We start from the raw sequence: 20,675 nt of genomic DNA on the forward strand, positions 1-20,675 counted from the left end.
GATAATAAAAACCCACCTTCGGCTCTTAACCTTTAGGTGATTTTTTACCTTCTCTTGTTGTTATTGATGCATGTTAAAAGTGCAAGAATAGATGTCCAAAATAGTAACATTAGAGTCATCGCATCTTTTACTTCCATGGTCTCACTTTCGAAGGAAAACCATACCCACCCAAGAGTCAATTGTATCTATATTTTACCTGTGTTCACTCCTGCAAACAAGTGTTCTCATCTATTTTCTTGCATTTTTCTTTTATTCTATCTGTTGTCCATCATTTCTAGCATATAACGCTTATGTGTTCACGATGTCCCTCTGACTTATGCGAACGAAATGAGCGGCCGCCGTGCGTTTGTGTCCGCCTGCCCCCACTTCCTGGCAATCCTCTTTGCCGGACCGAGGAACCGCCAGGCTCCGATGCGTGGATATGATGTTATCTGATGGATTGGCCATAAAAAAACAGTTCAACTTTCCCTCTATGACATAAGGCAAAGATGAACTGTCTTTAGTTCCTGTTAAAATCTCTATGCGCACAAGTAGCAACTTCTTCTCCCATCAAGCCAACAAAGCCTGAGCGATCTGATCCACAATGCCATTGATGCCTGTGGGTCCATAACAGCCAATCCATGTCGCGGCATCGACCGAGTGTATGTGCTGGCGCTCAACGGTATCAAGCATTCCCCAGACACGTTGCTCTGTTGCGGATATTCCCTCCTGCATGAGTTCATGGCTAAGCAAGAAGTAATGGCTGGCGTGTACAGCCGGTAGTCTGTCAACTGAGATGTGATAGGCCGTGTCGGAGGTATCTGCCACAAATAACGGAACAGGCAGACCTAGATCATGGTACAGCACAGCCCCTGTACGATGAGAGGCAGAATGCACGCGAACCAGAGAATCCAGCGGACGGATCAGTGCCACGCTCTTGCCTGCCAGAACGGGAGCAAGTTCTTCGGACAGCAATGTGGTTCGTCGGTGATAATCCGTTATAATACGCTTTGCCTCTTCTCGTTTGCCTGTCAGTTCACCGAAAAGAGTCAAAATAGTCTGCCAGTTTTCATTGCGCTTAAACATGAGAACTGGAGCGATCCGGCTTAACTGTTCATAGTGCGGCTCATGTACCTCGGTGCAAATAATTAGATCCGGAGACAGTCGCTCCACTGCAAACAGGTCGGGGTACTCATATGTTCCGAGTAATTCAGTATTCTGAAGTCCTGCCCTGATCGTTTGAGGGAAATGTAACACTGCATTGCCTAGTCCTACACTACCTGCTGGAGAGAGCCCCAGCGCAAGCAAATGATCAGCATATTGCACATCGAGTACAGCGATACGCTTCGGAGATCCGATAACATAGTATTCCCCTCGCATATGGCATATCACCGAGCCTTGGGCCGACTCATATGAAGAAGCTGTGCGGTTCCGCTGCAAGGAATGAGCATAGTCTATATCTGTTTTCGAAGCGGCATCAAGCCTATAACGCAGCGGAGGGATGCCATAATATTTCTTAAACGCCCTACTGAAATAATACATGTCGCGATAGCCCATTCTGTCAGCAATTTCACCGATGGGAGCATCCGTGTGACGCAGCATCCGCGATGCACTCTCCATGCGCAACTGAATGACATACTCAGTCAGTCCGAGCTGCTTCTCTTGTTTGAATCGTCGCTGCAGCTGTCTTAAGCTGCATCCAGCAAGGGCTGCCAGCTCTTTAAGCTCCAGATTCTGGCGATAATGCGACGCTATATATGAAGCGACAACATCCACCATGTCAGACGCTTCTCCTCCCTGATCACGTTCGTAATCCATGATCAGTTCGTAGATCATGCCCTGAAGCAACGCATTGGCATGAAAACGTTCCATCCCTTCGCCACGACGCCATTTGGCAACAATTTTTTCTGCATTCTCGATCCATTCTGCTTGGGTTACCGAATTTTGCACAAATGAAGTGCGCAACGGATGTTTTCGATATGAAGGCAAAACAAGAGAGGCTCCCTCCATAGAAGAAGCCTTGTACATGATCACGATATAATAAATGTCGTCTGATCTGGCCGTCAGCGTTAAGGATGTCCCCTTAACAACATGACCAGCAAAAGAAGCTCCAATGTGGCAAACCTCACCATTCATTGCAAGCTCCCCTTCCCCTCCGTATGCCAGCAACAACACATTCGAAGTTAATTCCGTTTCGCGAAGAACACTGCCTGTCTGCAAAGTACCGCTATACTCGTCAAGCATCTTGATCGTTGTATCACTCCATAGACTTGTCTGTTCTTGTAGCGGCATTTCTCTCATCTCCTGACAATAGCATCCTTTGCTAGAGTGACTCACATGACTAGGATTAACCAATTAACTACAACCAGGCCTGTTAGCAAACTAAAATTGTTGCTGTTGTCATTTTAATTGAGATTTATTCTCATTGTCAATTTTCGGACATTTTCTGCAATATTCCCCTGACATCCGGTAATAAAAACAACAGGTGGTACGCTTGCTTTTCACGGCTGGAATGCTGTCCTTATTTTTTGTGAACCGGGTGAACGGATTTCTTTTTACACCGAACAAATGCCCGGGCGCTCCTTGCGTCAGATATGAAAAATCTGCCTGGATGTGCTGACTTTCTTGCTCAGCATTGTCTACTTCAGGAGTATATAATGGGACAATGCGTATCATGATATTCTCCCAAAGGATACTCATCGAAAGAGGAGCAATCGCAGCAAGCGTCTTTAACAGCGGTGCAAGGTGTAACGCAAACATCTCCTTTACCACCTTTTCCCGCCACACTTCCCTGTCTCCAGTTAGTGCTTCTGCCCGAAGCCCGTTCATAGCTAGAAAAGGAAAATGCGTCCCCCCCTCATTAGCTGTGAGCGTCGGATGATAGAGAAAGCTGTTGTCTAGCCGAAAAGAAACATGCTGATGATGAACGGTCATCGCGGTCAGCAACGGAGCAATCCACAGGTAGCCGATTCGCTTAGCTAACATCGAAGCAGCTACCCTCATGTCAGGCGCACCAATATACTCTTGAAGCCAGCTTAAATACTCTCGGCATGCAGCTTCTTCATGTAGTTGACTCAAAGCAATAATACGGACATTATCTTCAGATGGCTCACCAAGCCGAATCGAGTGTTCATCCACCGTTTGCTGCCATAAGTCAGTCGATAGATAATGGTCCATTTTAATTCGATCCCAACAGTGCTTCCGATGCCTGATCTACAATAATATTAATTGCAAGTGGGCCATAATAAGCGATCCAAAGTGTAGAATTAACATCATATGCACGGTTATTTTTGACTGCATCAAGGGATTTCCATACTGAACTGCTATCCAAAGCCTCTGCCTCTGCCGCAAACAACTCATCAGACAGAACAAAATAATGATCTGCACCAATCTCAGGAACTTTCTCCATCGAGATTTCAACGGAGGTATCATCTTTGATCTTCTGGACTAATGCAGGCATTTTTAAGCCCAAATCCTCATACAGAATGCCGCCTGTTCGATGCTCAAGACCATGAACACGAATGCCTTCTTTTCTCGGACGAATAAGTGCTACCGTTTCCTCTCCCAACTTCTCCGACAGCTTCTCCTTCAGTCCTGCAATTTTGTCCTCATAAGCCTTACGCACAGTTTCTGCCTCTGCCTGCTTACCTGTGATCGCAGCCACCGTAGCTAACGTATCTCGCCAATCCTCGTAGAAGTCAAGTACGATTGTGGGTGCTATTTTGCTTACACTCTCATACTCTTTCTCTTGAAAATCAGTCATTAAAATAAGATCCGGGTCCAATGCTACAATCGCTTCCAGATTGGGCTTGTCCCGTGTACCTAAAACCTGTACGTCACCCGGCTTATCGCCTAAATATTCCGGAAATGTGGTATTGCCTTCAGCGATAACACTGCCTGCCGGCTGCTCGCCAACGGCTAGCAATTGATCCAGAAATTTGACATCAAGCACAGCAATTTTCTTTGGTTTCTCGTTAAGCGTATACTGACCCTTCATATGCGAGATCGTAACCGGGAAGGCTCCGGCAGTCTGAGACGCTCCATTCGAAGGCGTGTCCGTTGGAGTTGTAGCAGACTCATTGCCGCCATTTGTACCTGCTCCGGCACCGCAAGCCGTCAGTACAAGAACAAGGGCCAGCATCCAGCCCATTAAAAATCGTGATTTATGGTTAGCATGTGCCATGCTTCCGGCAGCTTGCCTCTTTGTTCCTTTATTCATGGTGAATCCTCCTTATGTATGATAATGATTTTCATTATCGAAATATAAGGCGAGTATAATATATCTCCACATCGCGTTACCATGTACTTTTGCGACATTTCAGCCGGACTAATGCGACATGTAAACCGCTATATCTTCATTTACAATTCTATCAGCTCTTTTACTAATTACTGCATAATCATCGTCTAATGTATCAAGCCAATAAAACCAAGAATCTCCCATTTTTTCTTTCCATTCATTTGGGAGTTCCGTTATTTCTAATCTAGCAACAACTATTTGATCTTCATTTTCTTCAAAAGAATATTTTTCTTTTCATTGATTTCTACCTCTTGCGTCAATGTACATTCCATATCCATTTGTTCCATTGAAACTACAACAGAGGTTTGTATGATAAATTTGTGGATGCTCTTCATTAAATTCTGAATGTGGAAACTCATAAAATGTTCCTTTGGATTCATAAGCCATATTCGGTGAAACATCTATCTTTAATACCCTTTCGTCCGCAGATATTTCTAAAACATTTTGCTTTCTCCTTTTATCAAGTATCTCCTATAACGTTCTTGTATTCATGAACCCCGAAGGGGTTGTCTGCTGAAATGGCTCTCCGAAATTCATCCCGCAGACCAAGGTTCCAGCGGAAACATAGTGTGAATATTATGTTAAGTGAAGTTCAACCTTTTTTTGAATAACCTTTTTAAATTTAATGGCTTTATGAACGAGAGAGTTTAAAGTTCTCTAGATCTACATTGAATTTGCCTTTTACCAATATGTCTAATCCCAATAATCCGTTGACATTGTGATATTTAAATGAAGTAAAATCTATGAGTACATCTCTTAAAATAAAATCTCCTACCTGTATTCCCTTGATCCGTTTGGAAAATGCGTGTTCTTTCCCTCCAATTCCGTAACTTGTTATGATTTCGTCATCCATCCCGACCTGAATCCCAATATCATCTACTTCATCCTGTGAAATCAATGTATGGCTTGCTCCTGTGTCAATAACTATGTTATTTATGACTTTCTTTTCTCCATTAAAATGGACTGTTATTTCGGTGAACAACAGCCCATCCATAAATTCAATTTTCATTTATAGATTTCTCCTTAAACCAACATTCTTCCGAACCTTCACAATGACCTGGTCCTTAGAAGTATGATAAACCAAGGTTTTGTCTCGGCTATTCAACAACTCTCTTGTTGCTTCTTCGTCACTTACAGGACCAATCACAGCGACGTCATCTATGATTTCTTTATTTTCTGTCTCTTCGAAATGAAGAATTTCAAACTTTACAAATTGATTTGGGAAGATTTGTTGTACTTCTTGCCACTTCACATTAATCCCTCCTGTCCTTTTATGGTTACATTATATCATTTAATTAGAATTTCACTTAACGTTCCTGTATTCACAACCCTAGCGAATGCTGGGATGTCTGGCCTCTGCCGGACCGAGGTTACATGCCCGGTGCGTGAGTATATTGTTTAAGTAAAGTCACTTATCTTCGAGTTATATTCGTCACGATTTAGAAAAATTCTCAATATAATGTTTCATAAAAATTATATAATTATCATGACTTGAATCAATATTAAATATCTGTCTATCTGTTACACCTTTCTCTCTTACTTCTATTTTTATGTTTCTTTGGTTACGTTTAAACTTGATATCTAGAAAAACTTCTTTTATTAAATCGTGTTCTATTTGACTATCTCCCGGGAAATTAAAAATATGTTTTTCTGTACTTGCATTGAATAGTGCAACAATATCTATAAAGTCTGACACTTGTTCTTTATTTGGAACAACAAATTCATGTTCAACTAAATTCCTTACAGAATTTATTTTATTTAATATTCTAGGAGCAATAATTCCTAAGTTTTTTAAAGTCTCTATCTTCTTAGGTACATTCCATTTTTTTGAATTTCCAAAAAAACCAAATGCAATCATCAAACAATCAATTTGGCAGTCAAGAGATCTCTTTGCATTTGAGAGAGCATTTATTAAACTGTGTTTTTCAGTTCCCGATTCTAAATCAAATTCAGCAAAGGACAAGTATTCTGAAGGCGTAACATCAAATGGTATATCTATTTCTTCATGTCCACGAGAACTCCAATAACTATTATCATTACTTAGAAAATCAATCACCTCAGAAAATTCCATAAGATCAACTCCAATTTAGTATTTAGGTGATTTCACATAACGTTCTTGTATTCACGAACCCTCACTGGCTTAAGGAGCGAACGCGCCGGGTCCGACGGACTTAGCCAGTGCAGGGTTGTCCGGCTGCTTCCACTCCCCCAAAATGTCTCTGCCGGACCGAGGGCCGAATGGCCCGATGCGTGAATATTTTGTTATCTGATGCCAATGCCTTCTTGATTAACTTTCAAATGTTGCTTTGACTCGTTTTGAGTTTTTAAAATACAAAATCCATATTGATCCAAAAATAATTGTAGAGATTAAACTTGGAAGTTCATCTATTTTGTTAATTGTGAGAATGAAGTTCAAAAATCCAAATATTATAGTGATTATTTCAATTTGAATTATTATATTCGGTCCTTTCCTTTTCTTCTTCAATATAAGCACTAGAGAAACAATAATTAAGACTTCAGAAAATAAATATATTCCGACAGAAATAGTTCTAGCAAGATTCCAACCAATTGTTCCAACTAACATATAAATATAAAATTTGAAATAAAGACCTATTAAATTACTTATAAGTAGATAAAAAGAATAGATCACAAAGAGAAGCAGCTAGCCTTTAATTCCACTCATACTATTCTGAGATAATTGCATTATTGGCTCCTTAATTTTTGTCTTTTATTTGCATTGAGCATTGGTTTCAGATAACGTTGTTGTATTCACGACCCAGCGTATGCTGGGTGTCCGGCGAATGCTGGACCGAGGACGAATGTCCGATGCGTGAATATTATGTTAGTTGATGTTACTGTTCTACTCGAAATCACTAAATCTATTTCTAATCATTTCTGCTTGCTTAGTGGCAACCTCTAAGCTTTGTTCTAGCTTCTCTAAGAACTCTTCAACATAATTTTCTCTTAAAAACCGTATTGTAAAGGTTCTTTCATAATTCAAAGATTTGTATTTAAAAGTGAACAAAACAGAGTTGATTTCACTTACGTTAATTTTATCTGCATCATCTAATATTGCCTGAAACATTCGCCCATCAAATATGACCATCGGATAGTAAATACATATGTCATCCTTTTTTTTTCTTTGCCATAATATAAGCTTGTTTTTACTGCCGCTGTTAGAGCTTTGAATATCGTCTCTCCTGTCTCTGATCCTTTGAAGGCTTCAAAAAAACTTCGAGCTCTGTAATCATAACTTTTAAAAGGATGTACTTCTTTAATATAGTTTGTTGAAATCAATCCAAAAGGCTTGGTATTTTCGAAATTCCATACAAACAATTCCTCTAAATCCTGATCATCATATTCGTCAACTTCTGACTCCAAGAATACCCAAGGTTTATTATCGCTTTTCTTGCACTCAATAACTAAAACGTTTCTAACGTATATATCTTGATTGTTTTTTTGTCCCTAAAGATTCTATTCAAGTGCGAAAGTATATCAATTTCTCTAGACTTTCCTTCGTCTTCATCAATGTGATAGGCACTATGATTTACGAAGTACCCTCTATTTTTTAAAAGCTTCGAAACTCTTAGTTCAAGAGGAAATCCTGTCTTATTGATTTCTTCTTGAATCTTTTTGATGATATTTTCCAACTCCATAGGACTTCTCCTCTTTGCAGTAATTTCAACTAACGTTCCTGTATTTACGACTCGACGCATGTCGAGTATCCGGCGAATGCCGGATCAAGGGCGTATGCCCGCAGCGTGAATATTATGTTATGTGGTGTACCGGACTTCTTGAATCTACTTACAAATGATCGCTTCTGTATTTACTTATGTGCTCTTCTAATGTCTTTCTCGCTTCTTCATAGGTTCTAATCACTTCATCCAATTCGTTCTTCAACTCTTTATGTTCTTTCCAATATTCTTTCTCCACTTTGAGTATCGAACAAAATAAATCTCCGATATATAAATCTCCTGATCCGAATGGGTTCTGTATTAATTGCTCTAAGGCTAGAGGTAAAAGAAAATCTAGATTCATTTGTTGCCCAATCAAAAGTCTTAAATCTTCATTATTCAATTCACAAAGAGGTTTCTTCCTTAATCGATGTACTTGGATCACTAATGAAGAAGCAAAATTCGGTTCACCCCAATATTTTCCTTCAAGTTCTTCAAGGGTTTTGGTTAGATCTACTTGTTGCATGGCTTCACCCTCTTAAATAAATGGTTTCCGGTATGTCACATAACGTTCCTGTATTCACGACCCGACGCATGTCGGGTGTCCGCAGCGTGAATATTATGTTATAGGATGTCAGCACCTTCTTCGAATTATTTACATACATTATAAACTAACGCTACCCGTTAACTTATAATGTGCAACTTTAGAGTATAGATTTAATAGATTTAAAGCAGTATCAGCCATGTGTCCATTACCGTGCTTGAGCAGCGAAATAATTATTTAATCGTGTTAACTCTTAATAGTCATTTAATTATTTATGCTATTTATTCCGCTTAAATATTTTTTTAAGTTTTCCAATTTACTTTCCTCAATAACGTGTAAGGTTACATTAGAATAAACTATAGGATTTATACACTCTGTAACGATGTATTCATCTTTGAAATAGCATTGAGCTGCATTTAAAAAAAAGTCCAAAGGTAATGGATACTTTGCATTTGGGTTATGAAATACAGTTACTCCTTCTGCCCATGTTTCCGAATTTTCTTCTGTAACCGTATATTCGAACATACTCGGTTCAGACGCATTAGGATCGGGGTTATGCATACTTCCAATTCTGTGCATCAATACATCGTTTTCGTCCAGTCCACACTGCTTTCCTATTCGACTAAATTTTGAAATTGTTGCACAGGATGAATGTAATACAGCACTTATATTTTCAGAATTATCTTGGAAAAAGAACCCGGAGGGAATCGTGTTACGACCTTCGCCTTTACTATGTTTTTCAACTTTTATTGGGTGTATTATCAATTTTCCATTCTCATCATACGAGAAATCATACTTATAACCATATAGATATGTTATTAGCGAATTCTGACTCCAAGTCATTGAATAGGGTTCATGAAAATCTGCGATAGCAAGAATAAACGGCTTTTCTTTTGTATGTGAATATTCCCAATAGTGTCTTCCAGATTTATCTGTATGGGTTAGTTTACTAAATAGTGCGCTTCCCCACCTTGCAGGCATTAGATCTTTTTTGTTTAAAATCCCTTCCAAATCAAGTCTTTCACCCCACAGTTTATCGGGGTCTTTGTTAGCTACTATAACGGCTTCTAAAGAAACAATCATGTCATTTGAACTAAGTAAAAAGTCTGGTGCAAAATGACTTCGGTCGATCAGTAAACCTTCTTCATTAAAATAACAGAATAAATACAACTCCCACAGTCTAGAATCAAATCCTTGCGTTTGAAATTGTTCAATGAAGTTACCATCTACATCGAAAAAATGTGGCATAATCTCATTTATAACATTCCTTGCAGCAGAGTGCGTTGCACTTTTGGATATAAAATCGAAATACCTATCAAGTTTAGATGCTTTTACTTTTGAAACAAACAAATCTTTTACTACATTTTTTTTGTTTACTGGATTCATTATTTCTGTTTGTTCAAGTTCTTTTGAATAAGAAAACAAATAATTTCTTGCCTGATCAATATTCTCTATATCAATCTTTAAATCAATACAACGGATTTGTCTATTTTCGTCCCTTGCAGAAAAAATCACGGTATAATTTTTATCTTGTCTATCAAGACAAATGACACTCCACAGAGTTTTTGAATCATTCATATACCACTCAATTTCTTCATTAAAAAATTCTGCTAGACTACTTCTAGTAAAAAACATATACAAATCAAATTGGTTTTGAGATATAGGTCTCAACTAAGATCACTTCTTTCAGGATAAATTCTTATAACATAGTGTTTATTACTTACAATACTGCGAAAATGGACTTGGAATATTTTTTATACTTTAATGCTCTTACGCAAATCCGCTCGTTACTTGAATTAGCATATAAGAAGTTGCTTTTGATTTTGCTTTTTTGCGCTGATTTCCTATAACGTTCCTGTATTCACGACCCAGCACATGCTGGGTGTCGGCGAATGCCGGACCTAGGACGAATGTCCGCAGCGTGAATATTATGTTAAGTGATGTTCCTCTGAATTACCTATCAAATACGTCTTGAAAATATTTATCCATTAATCCTTTATTCTTAAATCTGTCTTTAATATGTTCTTTTGCTCTTAAACAAGCATTTTTATAACCTTCACTTCTCATACTGTCCGCAAGAAAAACCATTTCTATTATTGGATCACTTGGTTCCAACTCGTATGCTTTTGACAGCATGTTTTTCCCCATGCTTTCCCAATGCTCATAGTCTCCAAAATGATGAGGAAACAAAGTGATCATATAACCGAAAATCAATAAAAACTGCGTCTCTTTCGAGAAATTATGTATCCCTTCTTCTGTAATTTCGTTTAATGTCAATTCAATCATTTCATAATCGTTATCATCAAGCCCCTGAGTAACAAACGTATTTCCAGATTCGACACTCAAATACCAGGATATAAAACCTAAATTCAAGCATATACTCAAGTCACGCTTCCCTTTGTCCCACTCTCTTTTCGTTGACAGAAAGGCTTCTTGATAATTTTTTGCAGTCTCAAATTGATTTAATTGATCTCCATTAATCATCCTTTAGCTTCCTTTCAATTTTGCCTCGGAATTTCACTTAACGCTTTTGTATTCACGACTCAGTGTATGCTGAGTGTCTGGCGAATGCCAGACCAAGGACGTATGTCCGCAGCGTGAATATTATGTTAACTGATGTCTCCTACTTCCTGAAAGATCCACAAAATTACTAATAAAGGTTTCAAACATTTTTTTAAATTTTCTTAGGTCTTAATCCTGAGTTTTATTCTTTTTAAAGTACTTTTCAAATACTTCGTTTCCAATACCAATTTCCGGAATCACATTATTTAATATTCCTTCTAGAGTAGAGTCAAATTCATTCAGAAAAGGTACAAGTTCGTTGAAATTAAATCCATTTATAATTAGCTCTAATTTATGACTACTTCCTCCAGTAAAATTAATATCATCTGGAAGCGCTTGATAGTGCACAATTTTATTCCTAATACTTATAATCTCTCGTACTTGATTAATCATTTTATCTGATAGCGTCTCACTCGTTGTCAACTTAAAAAACCATCCTATTTTGTCTGGAATCTTGAGTCCAGTGATAGCTTTTGTAATTTCATCTGCTTCGAGTCCTTGCTTTAATGAAAGCACCTCTCGATAAAAGTGATTAAGGATATGTTCTATACAAGTTCCTGCCATGATAAATGCACTTTTAAATCTCTCTGACTTTATTTCGGATTCGGTAGCTTCAATAAATTCGCTATAATTGATCATCTGAATTTGAAGTTCATCTACTAATGCTATGCCTCTTTCTATAATTTCTGCTCTATACTCAGAATCGTCAATCTTATCTATATTAAGCTCACCCGAACGAATTAAGTTTGTTAGTAAAACGGGTAAAAAAGTCTCTGCAATTCTAGTAATCATTTTTTCATCTTGTAATATCTCCACAGTAATTTTCCTTTCTGCATAATTTAGTGATTTTATTTACTCGCACTAAATTATTTACTTGAACTAATTCATTAACAATAACAACAATATTAAAGAGGTCTTTCGTTGGTTTCGGAGATTTCAGTTAACGTTCCTGTATTCACGACCCAGCGTATGCTGGGTGTCCGGCGAATGCCGGACCAAGAGCGAATGCTCACAGCGTGAATATTATGTTATCGGATGTTCATTTCTTCTGTGAATTAGCATTATAACTTTAATAAAAAAGTAAACTTCATAATGCTTTTAGATGATGATATGTTAGATTCATTATCTAAATACATTACGACTACTTATTCTAATGCTTCTACATCCACTGTTATCTCTACTGACATTCCGCCATGAAGATAAGTATTGCTTACTGTCGCTATATCTTTCAACGAACCAATCTCAATAGGTCTTTCTAAAATCTGTTTAACTTTTTTATTATCTGTATTTATAATTATTCTAGCTTCACTTTGATTCTCAAATCTTGTATGTTTTATAGTCAATTCATTAGGCATCCTTTGCCCAAAATCCCACCACCCATACTCACCATATTTATCAAAATCAAAATAAGATACGCGTGATACAATTATTTCTTCTCGTTCTAGACCCAATGCCATTAAAGAAGAAATAATTCTTTTTTCAAACTCTTTATAGTCATGTATAAAAATAACTGAAGGTCTATCCTTTTCATCCAATTTCTCTACTTCTTCTGGATCAAGGTTGTCCATAAAGTCTTTGAAATAGGAGTCTGGTATCATTGTTGTTAATCTATGCTTTCCTTCTTCCTCAGGACAATCAAACATACTTTGCTTTAAAATATAAAAGCAAAAGCATGGCAATTCCATGTCACGGGAACTCTTTAAATAAACATGTTTTCCGATTGGAACTCGTAATAAGTCAGTGTATTTTTCGTATTTTTGATTTAATTCAACTCCTCGTTCAATATCAAGCACATGAAAAGTTGCCATTGTACCCTCTAACTTATCTCCGCGTCCTTCTCCTTTTTCAAAAGCGTACTTCACCCATGAACTTGGCGTACTAAATTTGATTTCTCCATTATTCAGAAAATTTTCAGCATATTTCTGGGTTGTACACCGGAATACCATCATGAAATTTTCAGGTTCTGCCCATACAGCTTTTTCTTCCATTTTATTTTTCCTCCTATATTAATATTTTTAAATTTATAACAATACTTCGCTAAAGGACTAGTCTCACTAATTCTTTATAAGACAGGTTGATTATCATTAAAAGTGAATTTCCGATAACGTTCCTGTATTCACGACCCGACGTATGTCGGGTGTACGGCGAATGCCGGACCAAGGGCGTATGCCCGCAGCGTGAATATTATGTTATCGGGAGTCGTAACTTCATCGAATCTTGATACAAATTATGCAATCACATTAGTATTATCCATATATCCCCTCTACATCAAATGATAATTTTCATCAATTAATTCTCCGTATTTTCCGAAATGTCCATAACGCTCCATTATTAAAGTTCCATCAATACATTCATTTAGTAGTATAAAATTTGCATAGCTTGAGGGAAAAAAACCTGAAATATTGAATATTGGCTTACTTAATCTTTCAGTTATATAATTCTCAAACTCATAATATTCAAACTCTACCTTTCTTCCTTGATTAGAAAGAAATAGTTCTTTCTTTTCATCAATCCTCAATTCTGAATATTTCTTATTTGTCAGCTTACCAATAATAAATTCTCTATAAAATATCCTATATATATTTGTATGTGCTAAAGAATTAATAATTACAGCACGTCTTGAATTACGAATATCTAGGAGAAGCGCTATCATCGGAATCATAAATAATATATGGAATGTAATATAAAAAAATTGACCAACTATTTGTTTACTTTCAAAGACGTTATTTAAAAACAAAAAAATATTACTTGTATCTGATGCACTTGCCCAAGAAAAGAAAAAACCAATAATTAGCGTTGAATATATAAAATTTGCTACACCTTTAAAGATATTTTTATCAAGATTCATTTCTCCAATATTTCTATGAACTAATTCTTGAAATCTTGCTCTCTCAATATACATTTCAGTCTTACTTAAAAATTCACTCAATATTCTATCCTCCACTTTAACTTACTATATTTCACTAAATGCATGTATTTTTTCTTGTTGTCCATATTAGTTTTGAGTATTTATATCCTTTGTTACAATTTCCGATAACGTTTCTGTATTCATGAGCCCCAAAAGGGTTGTTTGCTGAAATGCCTCTTCGAAATCCGTCCCGCAGACCAAGGCTCCAACGGAGCTGCAGCTTGAATATTATGTTATACGACGGAATCGCTTCTAGACTCTGCCCTCACTATTGATTTTCTCCAGGTACATATTCAATCAGATCATATAATTTGCAATTAAATGTACCCCATAACTTTATTGATAAGCTATTTCCATGGTCTATATCCAATTCTAGCCCAATGATGCCTTAGATATTTAATATTTATTGGTATTTTAGAATCTTTAATAGCTTGACCATTAGATTCTATTATCTGATTTATTGGACTATGATAATAAGATAGTCTTTCAATATCTATAGAAACAGATAAGTTATCATCTAAAGTAAATAAGCCAATTTCAAATGCTTTATCATGAAATAAGCAAAGGCACAATCCATTAGATGTATTTCCTCTTGATTCTGAATTATCAGACCATCTAGCAATATGAGCTCCAATCAGAAAACTGCTATCAGCAACTTCACAATTTGGAAAACAACAAATATGATTAAAATTATCGCGAACATTTTTAGAAAAATTACTTTGCCCTATTCTAATAGGCAGAGTTTTTTGACTTTCATATGTATTGGACTGATCAATTACCAATCTTTCTCTAACAGTAGTATTAATATTACTGTTACTAAATAAAATGTTGTATAATTCTGAATCCACTTCAGATAGATATGCCCCATTTTGTCTACGTAAATTTCCGTTTTGAATTACATAAAATAAGAGTTTCTTTTCGTCTGAACTCTTAGCTTTATTTACATTGAAATAATACATCAATTGATTTTCTTTTTGAGTAAAAAGTGTACTTAATTCGATTGTCTGATCAAATGGTTCAAATTTTTTCAAATTCACTCTATAAAAAGTATCAGCGTAACTCCAATTTGGTCCAGGATCAGGTGGTCTTAGTGTTGTGGTAAAGCCATCTGTTTCAGCAATTGAATGTCCGATGAATTTAGAATTTGAGTCTCCTCTTAAATGTAAGATAATGTCCCCTTCTTTTACTCGCATTAAACTATCCCAATATGCCCATATACGTCTGGTATCCCCTACTATTTTATATGCTGGTGACCAAAGGCATTTTGTAAATCCCCATTCTCCTCCCCCATGTACTTCGTCCTTTGACATCTCTATCCAAATCATAACCCTAGCTCCTTTATGAAATATTCTCAGGTTGTAATTCATGCGCCCTCGCTAGCTTTAGGGGAAAAAATTAACGTAATACATGCAGTCAGCAAACCGTACATCTGTTTTGCTCTGCTTCTCTAAACCAGAGTACTCAGAACTTTGATGTACAATAAAATTACTCGGTTCTTTCGGATAACGTTTCTGCATTCATGTACCCAATGGAGTGGTCTACTGAAATACCTCTCCAAATCCTAATTCGCTGATCAAGGCTCCAAAGGAGCCGCTGAATATTGTGTTATACGAATTGCTTCTCGAATCTGCCTTCACTATTGGTTTTCTTTCGGTACATACTCAATTAAATCTGATAATTTGCAGTTAAATGTATCGCATAGTTTGAATAAGGTTTCCAGCTTTGTTGTTTCTATATTCGTTCCCCTATACAACTTGTTGATTGAATTCCGACTTAAGCCCGATTTCGCCATCAATTCTGTTATATCATCTATTCGATGTTGTGCCATGAGTTCTCGTATATTGCACTTGATTACGTTCATCTTTTCCCCTCCATAGTTCTATCTTATCTTCCAAATTAGCAATCATCAACGAAAAGCGAAGTTTTAACTCTATAAAGTCAAATATTCACCTTGTAATTAACTTTATAAGGTTATATAATAACTCTATAGAGTTAATCAAAGGAGGAATAATATATGATTAATACATTAGAATCATTAACAGAGCCGCTTATAAGAATACGTTTAGAATTACTCTATACTGAGCTTCTGGAGTGTCATAAGGAGTACACTCAGCTTTCTTCGGAGACAGATCAATATTTCAAAACGCTTCGTGATGCTTTGCCCGATCAACTTCAACATACGGTTTTTCTTTACGAAGACGCCCAAATTTCTCTCCAATCCATCCTAGAAAGAAGTATCTACATACAAGGTTTCAAAGATGCTCTACAACTATTTAGTGAATTGCAAAATTCTAGTATTTAGAGGGCCATATGACCCTCTTTTTCTATTGTTTTTGATTCTGTCGTCTAACGTTTTTGTATTCATGAACCCGAAGGGTTGTCTGCTGAAATGCCTCTCCGAAACCTTCCCACAGACCCAGGCTCCGACAGGAGCCGCAGCTTGAATATTATGTTAAGTGAAGTTACTGCTTCTTTGGGATTGCCCTCACTCTACATATTGTTATAAGAGAATAATTCACGAACTCGTGAGTCTAAAAATACATTTCGATCCTTATGAATATCCTTATTGATTATATTCAAACAATCTTCAAAGACAGTCTTCCCAACTCCGGTAAATTCTTTGATAATACTTTCTCCAATGCCTTTATTAATCATCTCAATAATTGCAAACTTAATAATCCCTGTTAAGTCTGTTCTGATTGTTAAGCTTCCTAAGAAGTAAGCAGTATTACCAGTTTTGTCTGGAAGTTGTTCTCCTGTTGTTTGAATAAAGAGATAGTCAGAAGCAGTCTTCTCGCTCCTAATTGATACATACAATTCAAACTGATCAATAAGACTAATTGGCATGTGAATTACATACTTATTTATCTCAATAGTACCGTACCTTAAATTCAAATCATTAATTGAAAGATTCCGTATAACCTTATACTTGACTCCGGTTAGTATAATTAATTTTAGTATTAGCGCTGGAACAATCTTCTTATCAAATTCTTCATCGTTTATCATTCGCATGTTAAGTATCTCGTCACAATCATTTATTAGTCTAACTATTTCCGTTTGAGTGAAGATAACTGTACTTTCTTTATCTTTGAGATTCTGTGAAATCCATGAATTAATCCTAGCACGAAATGATTTTGTACTATAGATGGGAGAATTCATTTCTGCATATAACTCTTTATTTTGTATAATCTCTTTATCAATAATAAATTGGAAAAATTCTACCAGCACTGAAATGAATCTGTTTCCTGTTGATATGGAATTGATCTTATTTTCTCTAATATAGTATTTCAAACTTCCTATAATTAGCTCTGTGTTAGCCCCTCCTAAAAAATACGGCCATGATTCATCATCAACATTTTTGGTTTTTAAAAAATCCCAAAAAACTAATAAATCTTTCTGATATCCTTGTGCTTGTATCCGATATTCTTGTTTTGATTCCACAAAAATATTTATTGTTTCAGAAAAATTCATTTATAACACCCCCTGAATTATTTATTGGCTCACAGTAATTTCACTTAACGTTCCTGTATTCACGACCCGACGCATGTCGGGTGTCCGGCGAATGCCGGACCAAGGACGTATTTCCACAGCGTGAATATTATGTTATCTGAAGTAACTTTCTTCTTGATTAATCCCACATATCTATTATTTCGCTTTTAGCACCTTATATTTAGGGTCTGTTGGTTGTCTGACAGGAATTGAATATTCAAATGTCTCACTCAAAAAAGCATTTTGTAGTTCGATGATAAAATCATGTACGTAGCCTAAAAAATCAAAAATATACTCGTTAAATTCTTTCGTTCTGTTCTCAAAATCTATCAGTTCTTCTTCTGAAAGCACTATCCCGTTTAAATATCTTGAATAATAAATCCCACCTAAATACTCACTATACCTACCTATCACTTCTCTTATTTCACTTAGCTGTTCTAAATATATGTCCTTCATTCCTACAAATTTATTAAGTACAACTTCTCTCGATTCAAAAAAATAGGTGAATTCAAGAATTGACTTAGAGGATTTTTCCCACAATTTTAAAACTTGCTCATTTGGCTTTTCCCAACGACTATTATGAATTTCAAAATTCACTGCGTATTTTGTTCGCAGATCACCAGGCAAAAGAATTAAATATAAATTCAATTCTCCAAGTGAGCCTCTTGATTTTGCAAGTAAATTTATGGCTTCATCAGCAGTTTTAATTTGCATTTCACGAACAAACTTTTGTTTATCTAATTCAAGATTTCTTCTATGCTGCTTATTTAAATTAGTTATAGCTATCCACCAACCAACAATTGCTATTAAGGCAGACAAAGACCACCCGATAATACTCGGCCACATATAATTCAATCCTCTTTATGATTTTATAGTTATTTCAGATAACGTTCCTGTATTCACGACCCAGCGCAGGCTGGGTGTCCAGCTCATGCTGGACCGAGGACGAATGTCCAATGCGTGAATATTATGTTATCTGAAGGACTATACTAATTTAAAATGTAATTCTCGTAAGTCATTAGCTATGGTCTTATATCTTTGATAATCTCCATTAATAAACTCATCGTAGATAAATCTAAAAACAGTAGCATAGATAAATGCAAGTAAAACAATTGCCGAAATTATCGCAAATATTGTCAAAACAGTAGTTAAATCATCAGTATATTTATTTAAAATATTTGTATAGGTGGTTGAAACAATGGGTAAAAGGATAGTCAAAAGAATTCCCCTCCCTACAAAGAACGGAACTTTCTGTTCTTCAGCTTGCTTTTCTACTAGCTTTATCAGTAAATCTATCTTTTTAGGATCTGTATCAATGCTTTCATTTCTCAAAAATGCTCTTAATCCCTCAATTCTAATTTGATAATAATTTTTCCCTTTATTATCAAATTTAATTATCCGATCTCTTTCTAAAATCAAGTCTCTAAAAAGTATAACAATACAAATTATTAAAGAGACAAAGGATACGTTACTCCAATCAGATTTTATATTGTACTTTATTGCAATAATTAAGATAATGCTTAAAATAAGGGCAATAATAGATCTATTAAACCCTTGCCATTTTATTTTTTTCATCATTATGTGTAACAAGCTTAAGTCCTTTTTATAAAGTTTTAGAAGTTTATCTGTCATTGTTTTCTCCTTTTAGTCTTTCAGATAACGTTTCCGTATTCACGACGTCCGACGTAGTCGGATGTGTCCGGCTGCTTCTACTTCCCTGAAATACCTCTGTCGGACCGAGGGCGTTTGCCCGATGCGGGAATATAATGTTAAGCGAAGGTACTTTGGGTATATCAACTAATTACTAATAATTTTATCCCTATCTTCAAGAGGATCAAACCAATCAATTCTCGATTCAACATCAGTATAAAAATTCAAATCATTTCTATTCATTATTCTCATATGATATTTTTTAATAGCTTTTTTTCTTACAGTAATGATCTCTCCATTAGCAAAGTAACAAGTATTAAGTTCGATGGGTGTTTGTTCCGTAAACTTTTTGAATATTTCCATCAGTTCCCCATCGCCAGTATAAATTGCTGGTAAGAAATCGATATACGACATAACTTTCAAATTGGCTTTTTCATTTTTCCCTAAAGAATTTTCGAATTTCCTTTTAGTTTCTAACGCTGAAAGTCTATAAGGGCTTGGGTAAAAATATATTCCATACCGAGATTTATCTTCAAAAACAATACTTAATACTAAGTTGTTATCTTCATCATTTAGTTTTCCTAAAACAATTGACTCAAAATATTTAAAATGTTCGATTGCTTCAGTCTTGGTTTTATATACTAGGTAAATAAATGGCTTTTTCATCTCTTCATCAAGATAACCATATCCTATTGAAACTGCTTGGTTCTCTCTTAGCCTTTGAGGGAACGGATTTATGTGTACAATATTGTAAACAAAAATCACTTTTTCTATTAAGTAACCTATAAAAACGATCATAATAGCAACAGCTATATTTAAGTACTGAGTTAAAGTGAAGAAACTTACAATTATAGAGATTAAGGCCACTGTTCTATTAATGACTTTCACTAGATATTTGTATCGTCCATTTATCTGAATTGAAAACAGTTGAATTCCTCCTCATACTTTCGCTTAACGTCTTATTTACGAACTTCCGAAAGAATGCTCTCTTCGTCATATTCACGAACTTCGTGAATCCTGCACTTTTCTCCCTATTCCCGCACTTTCTGCGGTTCAATCCTCCTGCCCGCTCATCCGATCCAACGGACTTTGAATCCGCCCAATGTCCCGCCTGCTCACATGTGTATACCGCTCCGTCGTTCGCACGCTCTGATGCCCTAGCAGTTCCTGAATATAGCGAAGATCAATCCCATTCTCCAGCAAAAGGGTCGCAAAAGAATGCCTTAGCGAATGAATACTTACCTGTTTGTGAATGCCCGCTTCAGCCAGTGTCTTATCAAATACTTTCTGCGCTGAACGTTCCGTCAAGTGGCGGCCTTCCCTCTGCCCTGGAAACAGCCAGTCTTCTGGCTCTCCACCCCTATGTACTGCTCGACCACCGCAAAAGCCGCTTTTGAGAGCAACGCTTGACGATCCTTCTTGCTTCTTCCGATAAAGTAGGTAATCTTCATGCTCGCTTGTCTCCTTAGTATATCAGCCGTTCAAAAAATTGGAAATCTATTTTCACACAAAAAAAGGGACTTAAGATGTAAATTCACCTTAAGGCCCTGATTCTTTCGGATCAAATTATTG

23 protein-coding genes are annotated in these 20,675 nt (G+C 36.4%); 1 reads left to right on the top strand and 22 read right to left on the bottom strand.

All coding sequences use genetic code 11. The features are described 5' to 3' along the window. Positions 1-549: 549 nt before the first annotated feature. The 16 genes from MKX46_RS07175 to MKX46_RS07245 all read right to left on the bottom strand — a co-directional run bounded on the left by MKX46_RS07175 (position 550) and on the right by MKX46_RS07245 (position 15,825). Positions 550-2,271, bottom strand: coding sequence for a helix-turn-helix domain-containing protein (locus MKX46_RS07175; protein WP_264216042.1), 1,722 nt, complete (start codon positions 2,269-2,271; stop codon positions 550-552). Positions 2,272-2,379: 108 nt separating this feature from the next. Beyond that, positions 2,380-3,156 (bottom strand): (2Fe-2S)-binding protein, encoded by a 777-nt coding sequence (locus tag MKX46_RS07180; RefSeq protein ID WP_341071036.1) that lies wholly within the window; start codon positions 3,154-3,156, stop codon positions 2,380-2,382. Position 3,157: 1 nt separating this feature from the next. After that, positions 3,158-4,198, bottom strand: a complete 1,041-nt coding sequence (locus MKX46_RS07185; protein WP_069010396.1) for an ABC transporter substrate-binding protein — start codon at positions 4,196-4,198, stop codon at positions 3,158-3,160. Between the two features lie 709 nt (positions 4,199-4,907). Then, on the bottom strand, positions 4,908-5,285 hold the full coding sequence (locus tag MKX46_RS07190) for a retropepsin-like aspartic protease (RefSeq protein WP_341071037.1): 378 nt from the start codon (positions 5,283-5,285) through the stop codon (positions 4,908-4,910). Then, on the bottom strand, positions 5,286-5,528 hold the full coding sequence (locus tag MKX46_RS07195) for a hypothetical protein (protein WP_013372314.1): 243 nt from the start codon (positions 5,526-5,528) through the stop codon (positions 5,286-5,288). 180 nt (positions 5,529-5,708) lie between these two features. Then, positions 5,709-6,347 (bottom strand): hypothetical protein, encoded by a 639-nt coding sequence (locus MKX46_RS07200; RefSeq protein WP_013372315.1) that lies wholly within the window; start codon positions 6,345-6,347, stop codon positions 5,709-5,711. Between the two features lie 216 nt (positions 6,348-6,563). Beyond that, positions 6,564-6,860 carry a DUF2569 family protein gene (locus MKX46_RS25555; RefSeq protein WP_445671743.1) on the bottom strand — a complete coding sequence of 99 codons (297 nt, stop codon included), beginning with the start codon at positions 6,858-6,860 and terminating at the stop codon, positions 6,564-6,566. Positions 6,861-7,698: 838 nt separating this feature from the next. Then, positions 7,699-7,932 (bottom strand): hypothetical protein, encoded by a 234-nt coding sequence (locus MKX46_RS07205; protein WP_328800451.1) that lies wholly within the window; start codon positions 7,930-7,932, stop codon positions 7,699-7,701. Positions 7,933-8,080: 148 nt separating this feature from the next. Then, the gene (locus tag MKX46_RS07210; RefSeq protein WP_044788072.1) at positions 8,081-8,476 is read right to left on the bottom strand and encodes a contact-dependent growth inhibition system immunity protein; all 396 of its coding nucleotides are present in this window, start codon (positions 8,474-8,476) and stop codon (positions 8,081-8,083) included. A 282-nt stretch (positions 8,477-8,758) separates the two neighbouring features. Further along, positions 8,759-10,165: a hypothetical protein gene (locus tag MKX46_RS07215; RefSeq protein WP_330720666.1), complete on the bottom strand. Its 1,407-nt coding sequence runs from the start codon at positions 10,163-10,165 to the stop codon at positions 8,759-8,761. Between the two features lie 282 nt (positions 10,166-10,447). Continuing rightward, positions 10,448-10,978: a hypothetical protein gene (locus MKX46_RS07220; RefSeq protein WP_322252197.1), complete on the bottom strand. Its 531-nt coding sequence runs from the start codon at positions 10,976-10,978 to the stop codon at positions 10,448-10,450. Positions 10,979-11,185: 207 nt separating this feature from the next. Then, positions 11,186-11,872: a hypothetical protein gene (locus tag MKX46_RS07225; RefSeq protein ID WP_341071038.1), complete on the bottom strand. Its 687-nt coding sequence runs from the start codon at positions 11,870-11,872 to the stop codon at positions 11,186-11,188. 329 nt (positions 11,873-12,201) lie between these two features. After that, positions 12,202-13,044, bottom strand: coding sequence for a hypothetical protein (locus MKX46_RS07230; protein ID WP_029515464.1), 843 nt, complete (start codon positions 13,042-13,044; stop codon positions 12,202-12,204). A 275-nt stretch (positions 13,045-13,319) separates the two neighbouring features. Continuing rightward, the gene (locus MKX46_RS07235) at positions 13,320-13,985 is read right to left on the bottom strand and encodes a hypothetical protein (RefSeq protein WP_029515465.1); all 666 of its coding nucleotides are present in this window, start codon (positions 13,983-13,985) and stop codon (positions 13,320-13,322) included. A 326-nt stretch (positions 13,986-14,311) separates the two neighbouring features. Further along, positions 14,312-15,289, bottom strand: coding sequence for an HNH endonuclease (locus MKX46_RS07240; RefSeq protein ID WP_330720664.1), 978 nt, complete (start codon positions 15,287-15,289; stop codon positions 14,312-14,314). Positions 15,290-15,600: 311 nt separating this feature from the next. Continuing rightward, a complete protein-coding gene (locus MKX46_RS07245; protein ID WP_029515467.1) occupies positions 15,601-15,825 on the bottom strand; it encodes a helix-turn-helix domain-containing protein in 225 nt (74 codons plus the stop codon). Between the two features lie 153 nt (positions 15,826-15,978). On the opposite strand from MKX46_RS07245, the gene MKX46_RS07250 reads away from it, so the two are divergent. Next, positions 15,979-16,266 (top strand): DUF6809 family protein, encoded by a 288-nt coding sequence (locus MKX46_RS07250; protein WP_029515468.1) that lies wholly within the window; start codon positions 15,979-15,981, stop codon positions 16,264-16,266. Positions 16,267-16,454: 188 nt separating this feature from the next. On the opposite strand, the gene MKX46_RS07255 is transcribed toward MKX46_RS07250, so the two are convergent. The 6 genes from MKX46_RS07255 to MKX46_RS07280 form a co-directional block, all read right to left on the bottom strand. Continuing rightward, a complete protein-coding gene (locus MKX46_RS07255; protein WP_328800458.1) occupies positions 16,455-17,435 on the bottom strand; it encodes a hypothetical protein in 981 nt (326 codons plus the stop codon). 174 nt (positions 17,436-17,609) lie between these two features. After that, positions 17,610-18,299 carry a hypothetical protein gene (locus MKX46_RS07260; protein ID WP_341071039.1) on the bottom strand — a complete coding sequence of 230 codons (690 nt, stop codon included), beginning with the start codon at positions 18,297-18,299 and terminating at the stop codon, positions 17,610-17,612. 138 nt (positions 18,300-18,437) lie between these two features. Then, complete coding sequence (locus MKX46_RS07265; protein WP_330720662.1) at positions 18,438-19,085, bottom strand: hypothetical protein; 648 nt, start codon at positions 19,083-19,085, stop codon at positions 18,438-18,440. 165 nt (positions 19,086-19,250) lie between these two features. Then, positions 19,251-19,991 carry a hypothetical protein gene (locus MKX46_RS07270; RefSeq protein WP_328800461.1) on the bottom strand — a complete coding sequence of 247 codons (741 nt, stop codon included), beginning with the start codon at positions 19,989-19,991 and terminating at the stop codon, positions 19,251-19,253. 165 nt (positions 19,992-20,156) lie between these two features. After that, the gene (locus MKX46_RS07275) at positions 20,157-20,411 is read right to left on the bottom strand and encodes a tyrosine-type recombinase/integrase (RefSeq protein ID WP_103049510.1); all 255 of its coding nucleotides are present in this window, start codon (positions 20,409-20,411) and stop codon (positions 20,157-20,159) included. Beyond that, positions 20,408-20,554: a hypothetical protein gene (locus tag MKX46_RS07280; RefSeq protein WP_230585172.1), complete on the bottom strand. Its 147-nt coding sequence runs from the start codon at positions 20,552-20,554 to the stop codon at positions 20,408-20,410. The genes MKX46_RS07275 and MKX46_RS07280 overlap by 4 nt, the downstream gene beginning before the upstream one ends. Positions 20,555-20,675 lie beyond the last annotated feature (121 nt).

It is taken from the genome of Paenibacillus sp. FSL P4-0113 (assembly GCF_038009305.1).
GTDB classification, from domain to species: Bacteria; Bacillota; Bacilli; order Paenibacillales; family Paenibacillaceae; genus Paenibacillus; species Paenibacillus polymyxa_D.

Excerpts from the sequence above, each read along its gene's own strand:
- MKX46_RS07175 (WP_264216042.1), bottom strand. The coding sequence starts at position 2,271 with ATGCCGCTACAAGAACAGACAAGTCTATGGAGTGATACAACGATCAAG.
- MKX46_RS07180 (WP_341071036.1), bottom strand. The coding sequence starts at position 3,156 with ATGGACCATTATCTATCGACTGACTTATGGCAGCAAACGGTGGATGAA.
- MKX46_RS07185 (WP_069010396.1), bottom strand. The coding sequence starts at position 4,198 with ATGAATAAAGGAACAAAGAGGCAAGCTGCCGGAAGCATGGCACATGCT.
- MKX46_RS07190 (WP_341071037.1), bottom strand. The coding sequence starts at position 5,285 with ATGAAAATTGAATTTATGGATGGGCTGTTGTTCACCGAAATAACAGTC.
- MKX46_RS07200 (WP_013372315.1), bottom strand. The coding sequence starts at position 6,347 with ATGGAATTTTCTGAGGTGATTGATTTTCTAAGTAATGATAATAGTTAT.
- MKX46_RS25555 (WP_445671743.1), bottom strand. The coding sequence starts at position 6,860 with ATGTTAGTTGGAACAATTGGTTGGAATCTTGCTAGAACTATTTCTGTC.
- MKX46_RS07205 (WP_328800451.1), bottom strand. The coding sequence starts at position 7,932 with ATGGAGTTGGAAAATATCATCAAAAAGATTCAAGAAGAAATCAATAAG.
- MKX46_RS07210 (WP_044788072.1), bottom strand. The coding sequence starts at position 8,476 with ATGCAACAAGTAGATCTAACCAAAACCCTTGAAGAACTTGAAGGAAAA.
- MKX46_RS07220 (WP_322252197.1), bottom strand. The coding sequence starts at position 10,978 with ATGATTAATGGAGATCAATTAAATCAATTTGAGACTGCAAAAAATTAT.
- MKX46_RS07230 (WP_029515464.1), bottom strand. The coding sequence starts at position 13,044 with ATGGAAGAAAAAGCTGTATGGGCAGAACCTGAAAATTTCATGATGGTA.
- MKX46_RS07240 (WP_330720664.1), bottom strand. The coding sequence starts at position 15,289 with ATGATTTGGATAGAGATGTCAAAGGACGAAGTACATGGGGGAGGAGAA.
- MKX46_RS07245 (WP_029515467.1), bottom strand. The coding sequence starts at position 15,825 with ATGAACGTAATCAAGTGCAATATACGAGAACTCATGGCACAACATCGA.
- MKX46_RS07250 (WP_029515468.1), top strand. The coding sequence starts at position 15,979 with ATGATTAATACATTAGAATCATTAACAGAGCCGCTTATAAGAATACGT.
- MKX46_RS07255 (WP_328800458.1), bottom strand. The coding sequence starts at position 17,435 with ATGAATTTTTCTGAAACAATAAATATTTTTGTGGAATCAAAACAAGAA.
- MKX46_RS07260 (WP_341071039.1), bottom strand. The coding sequence starts at position 18,299 with ATGTGGCCGAGTATTATCGGGTGGTCTTTGTCTGCCTTAATAGCAATT.
- MKX46_RS07265 (WP_330720662.1), bottom strand. The coding sequence starts at position 19,085 with ATGACAGATAAACTTCTAAAACTTTATAAAAAGGACTTAAGCTTGTTA.
- MKX46_RS07280 (WP_230585172.1), bottom strand. The coding sequence starts at position 20,554 with ATGAAGATTACCTACTTTATCGGAAGAAGCAAGAAGGATCGTCAAGCG.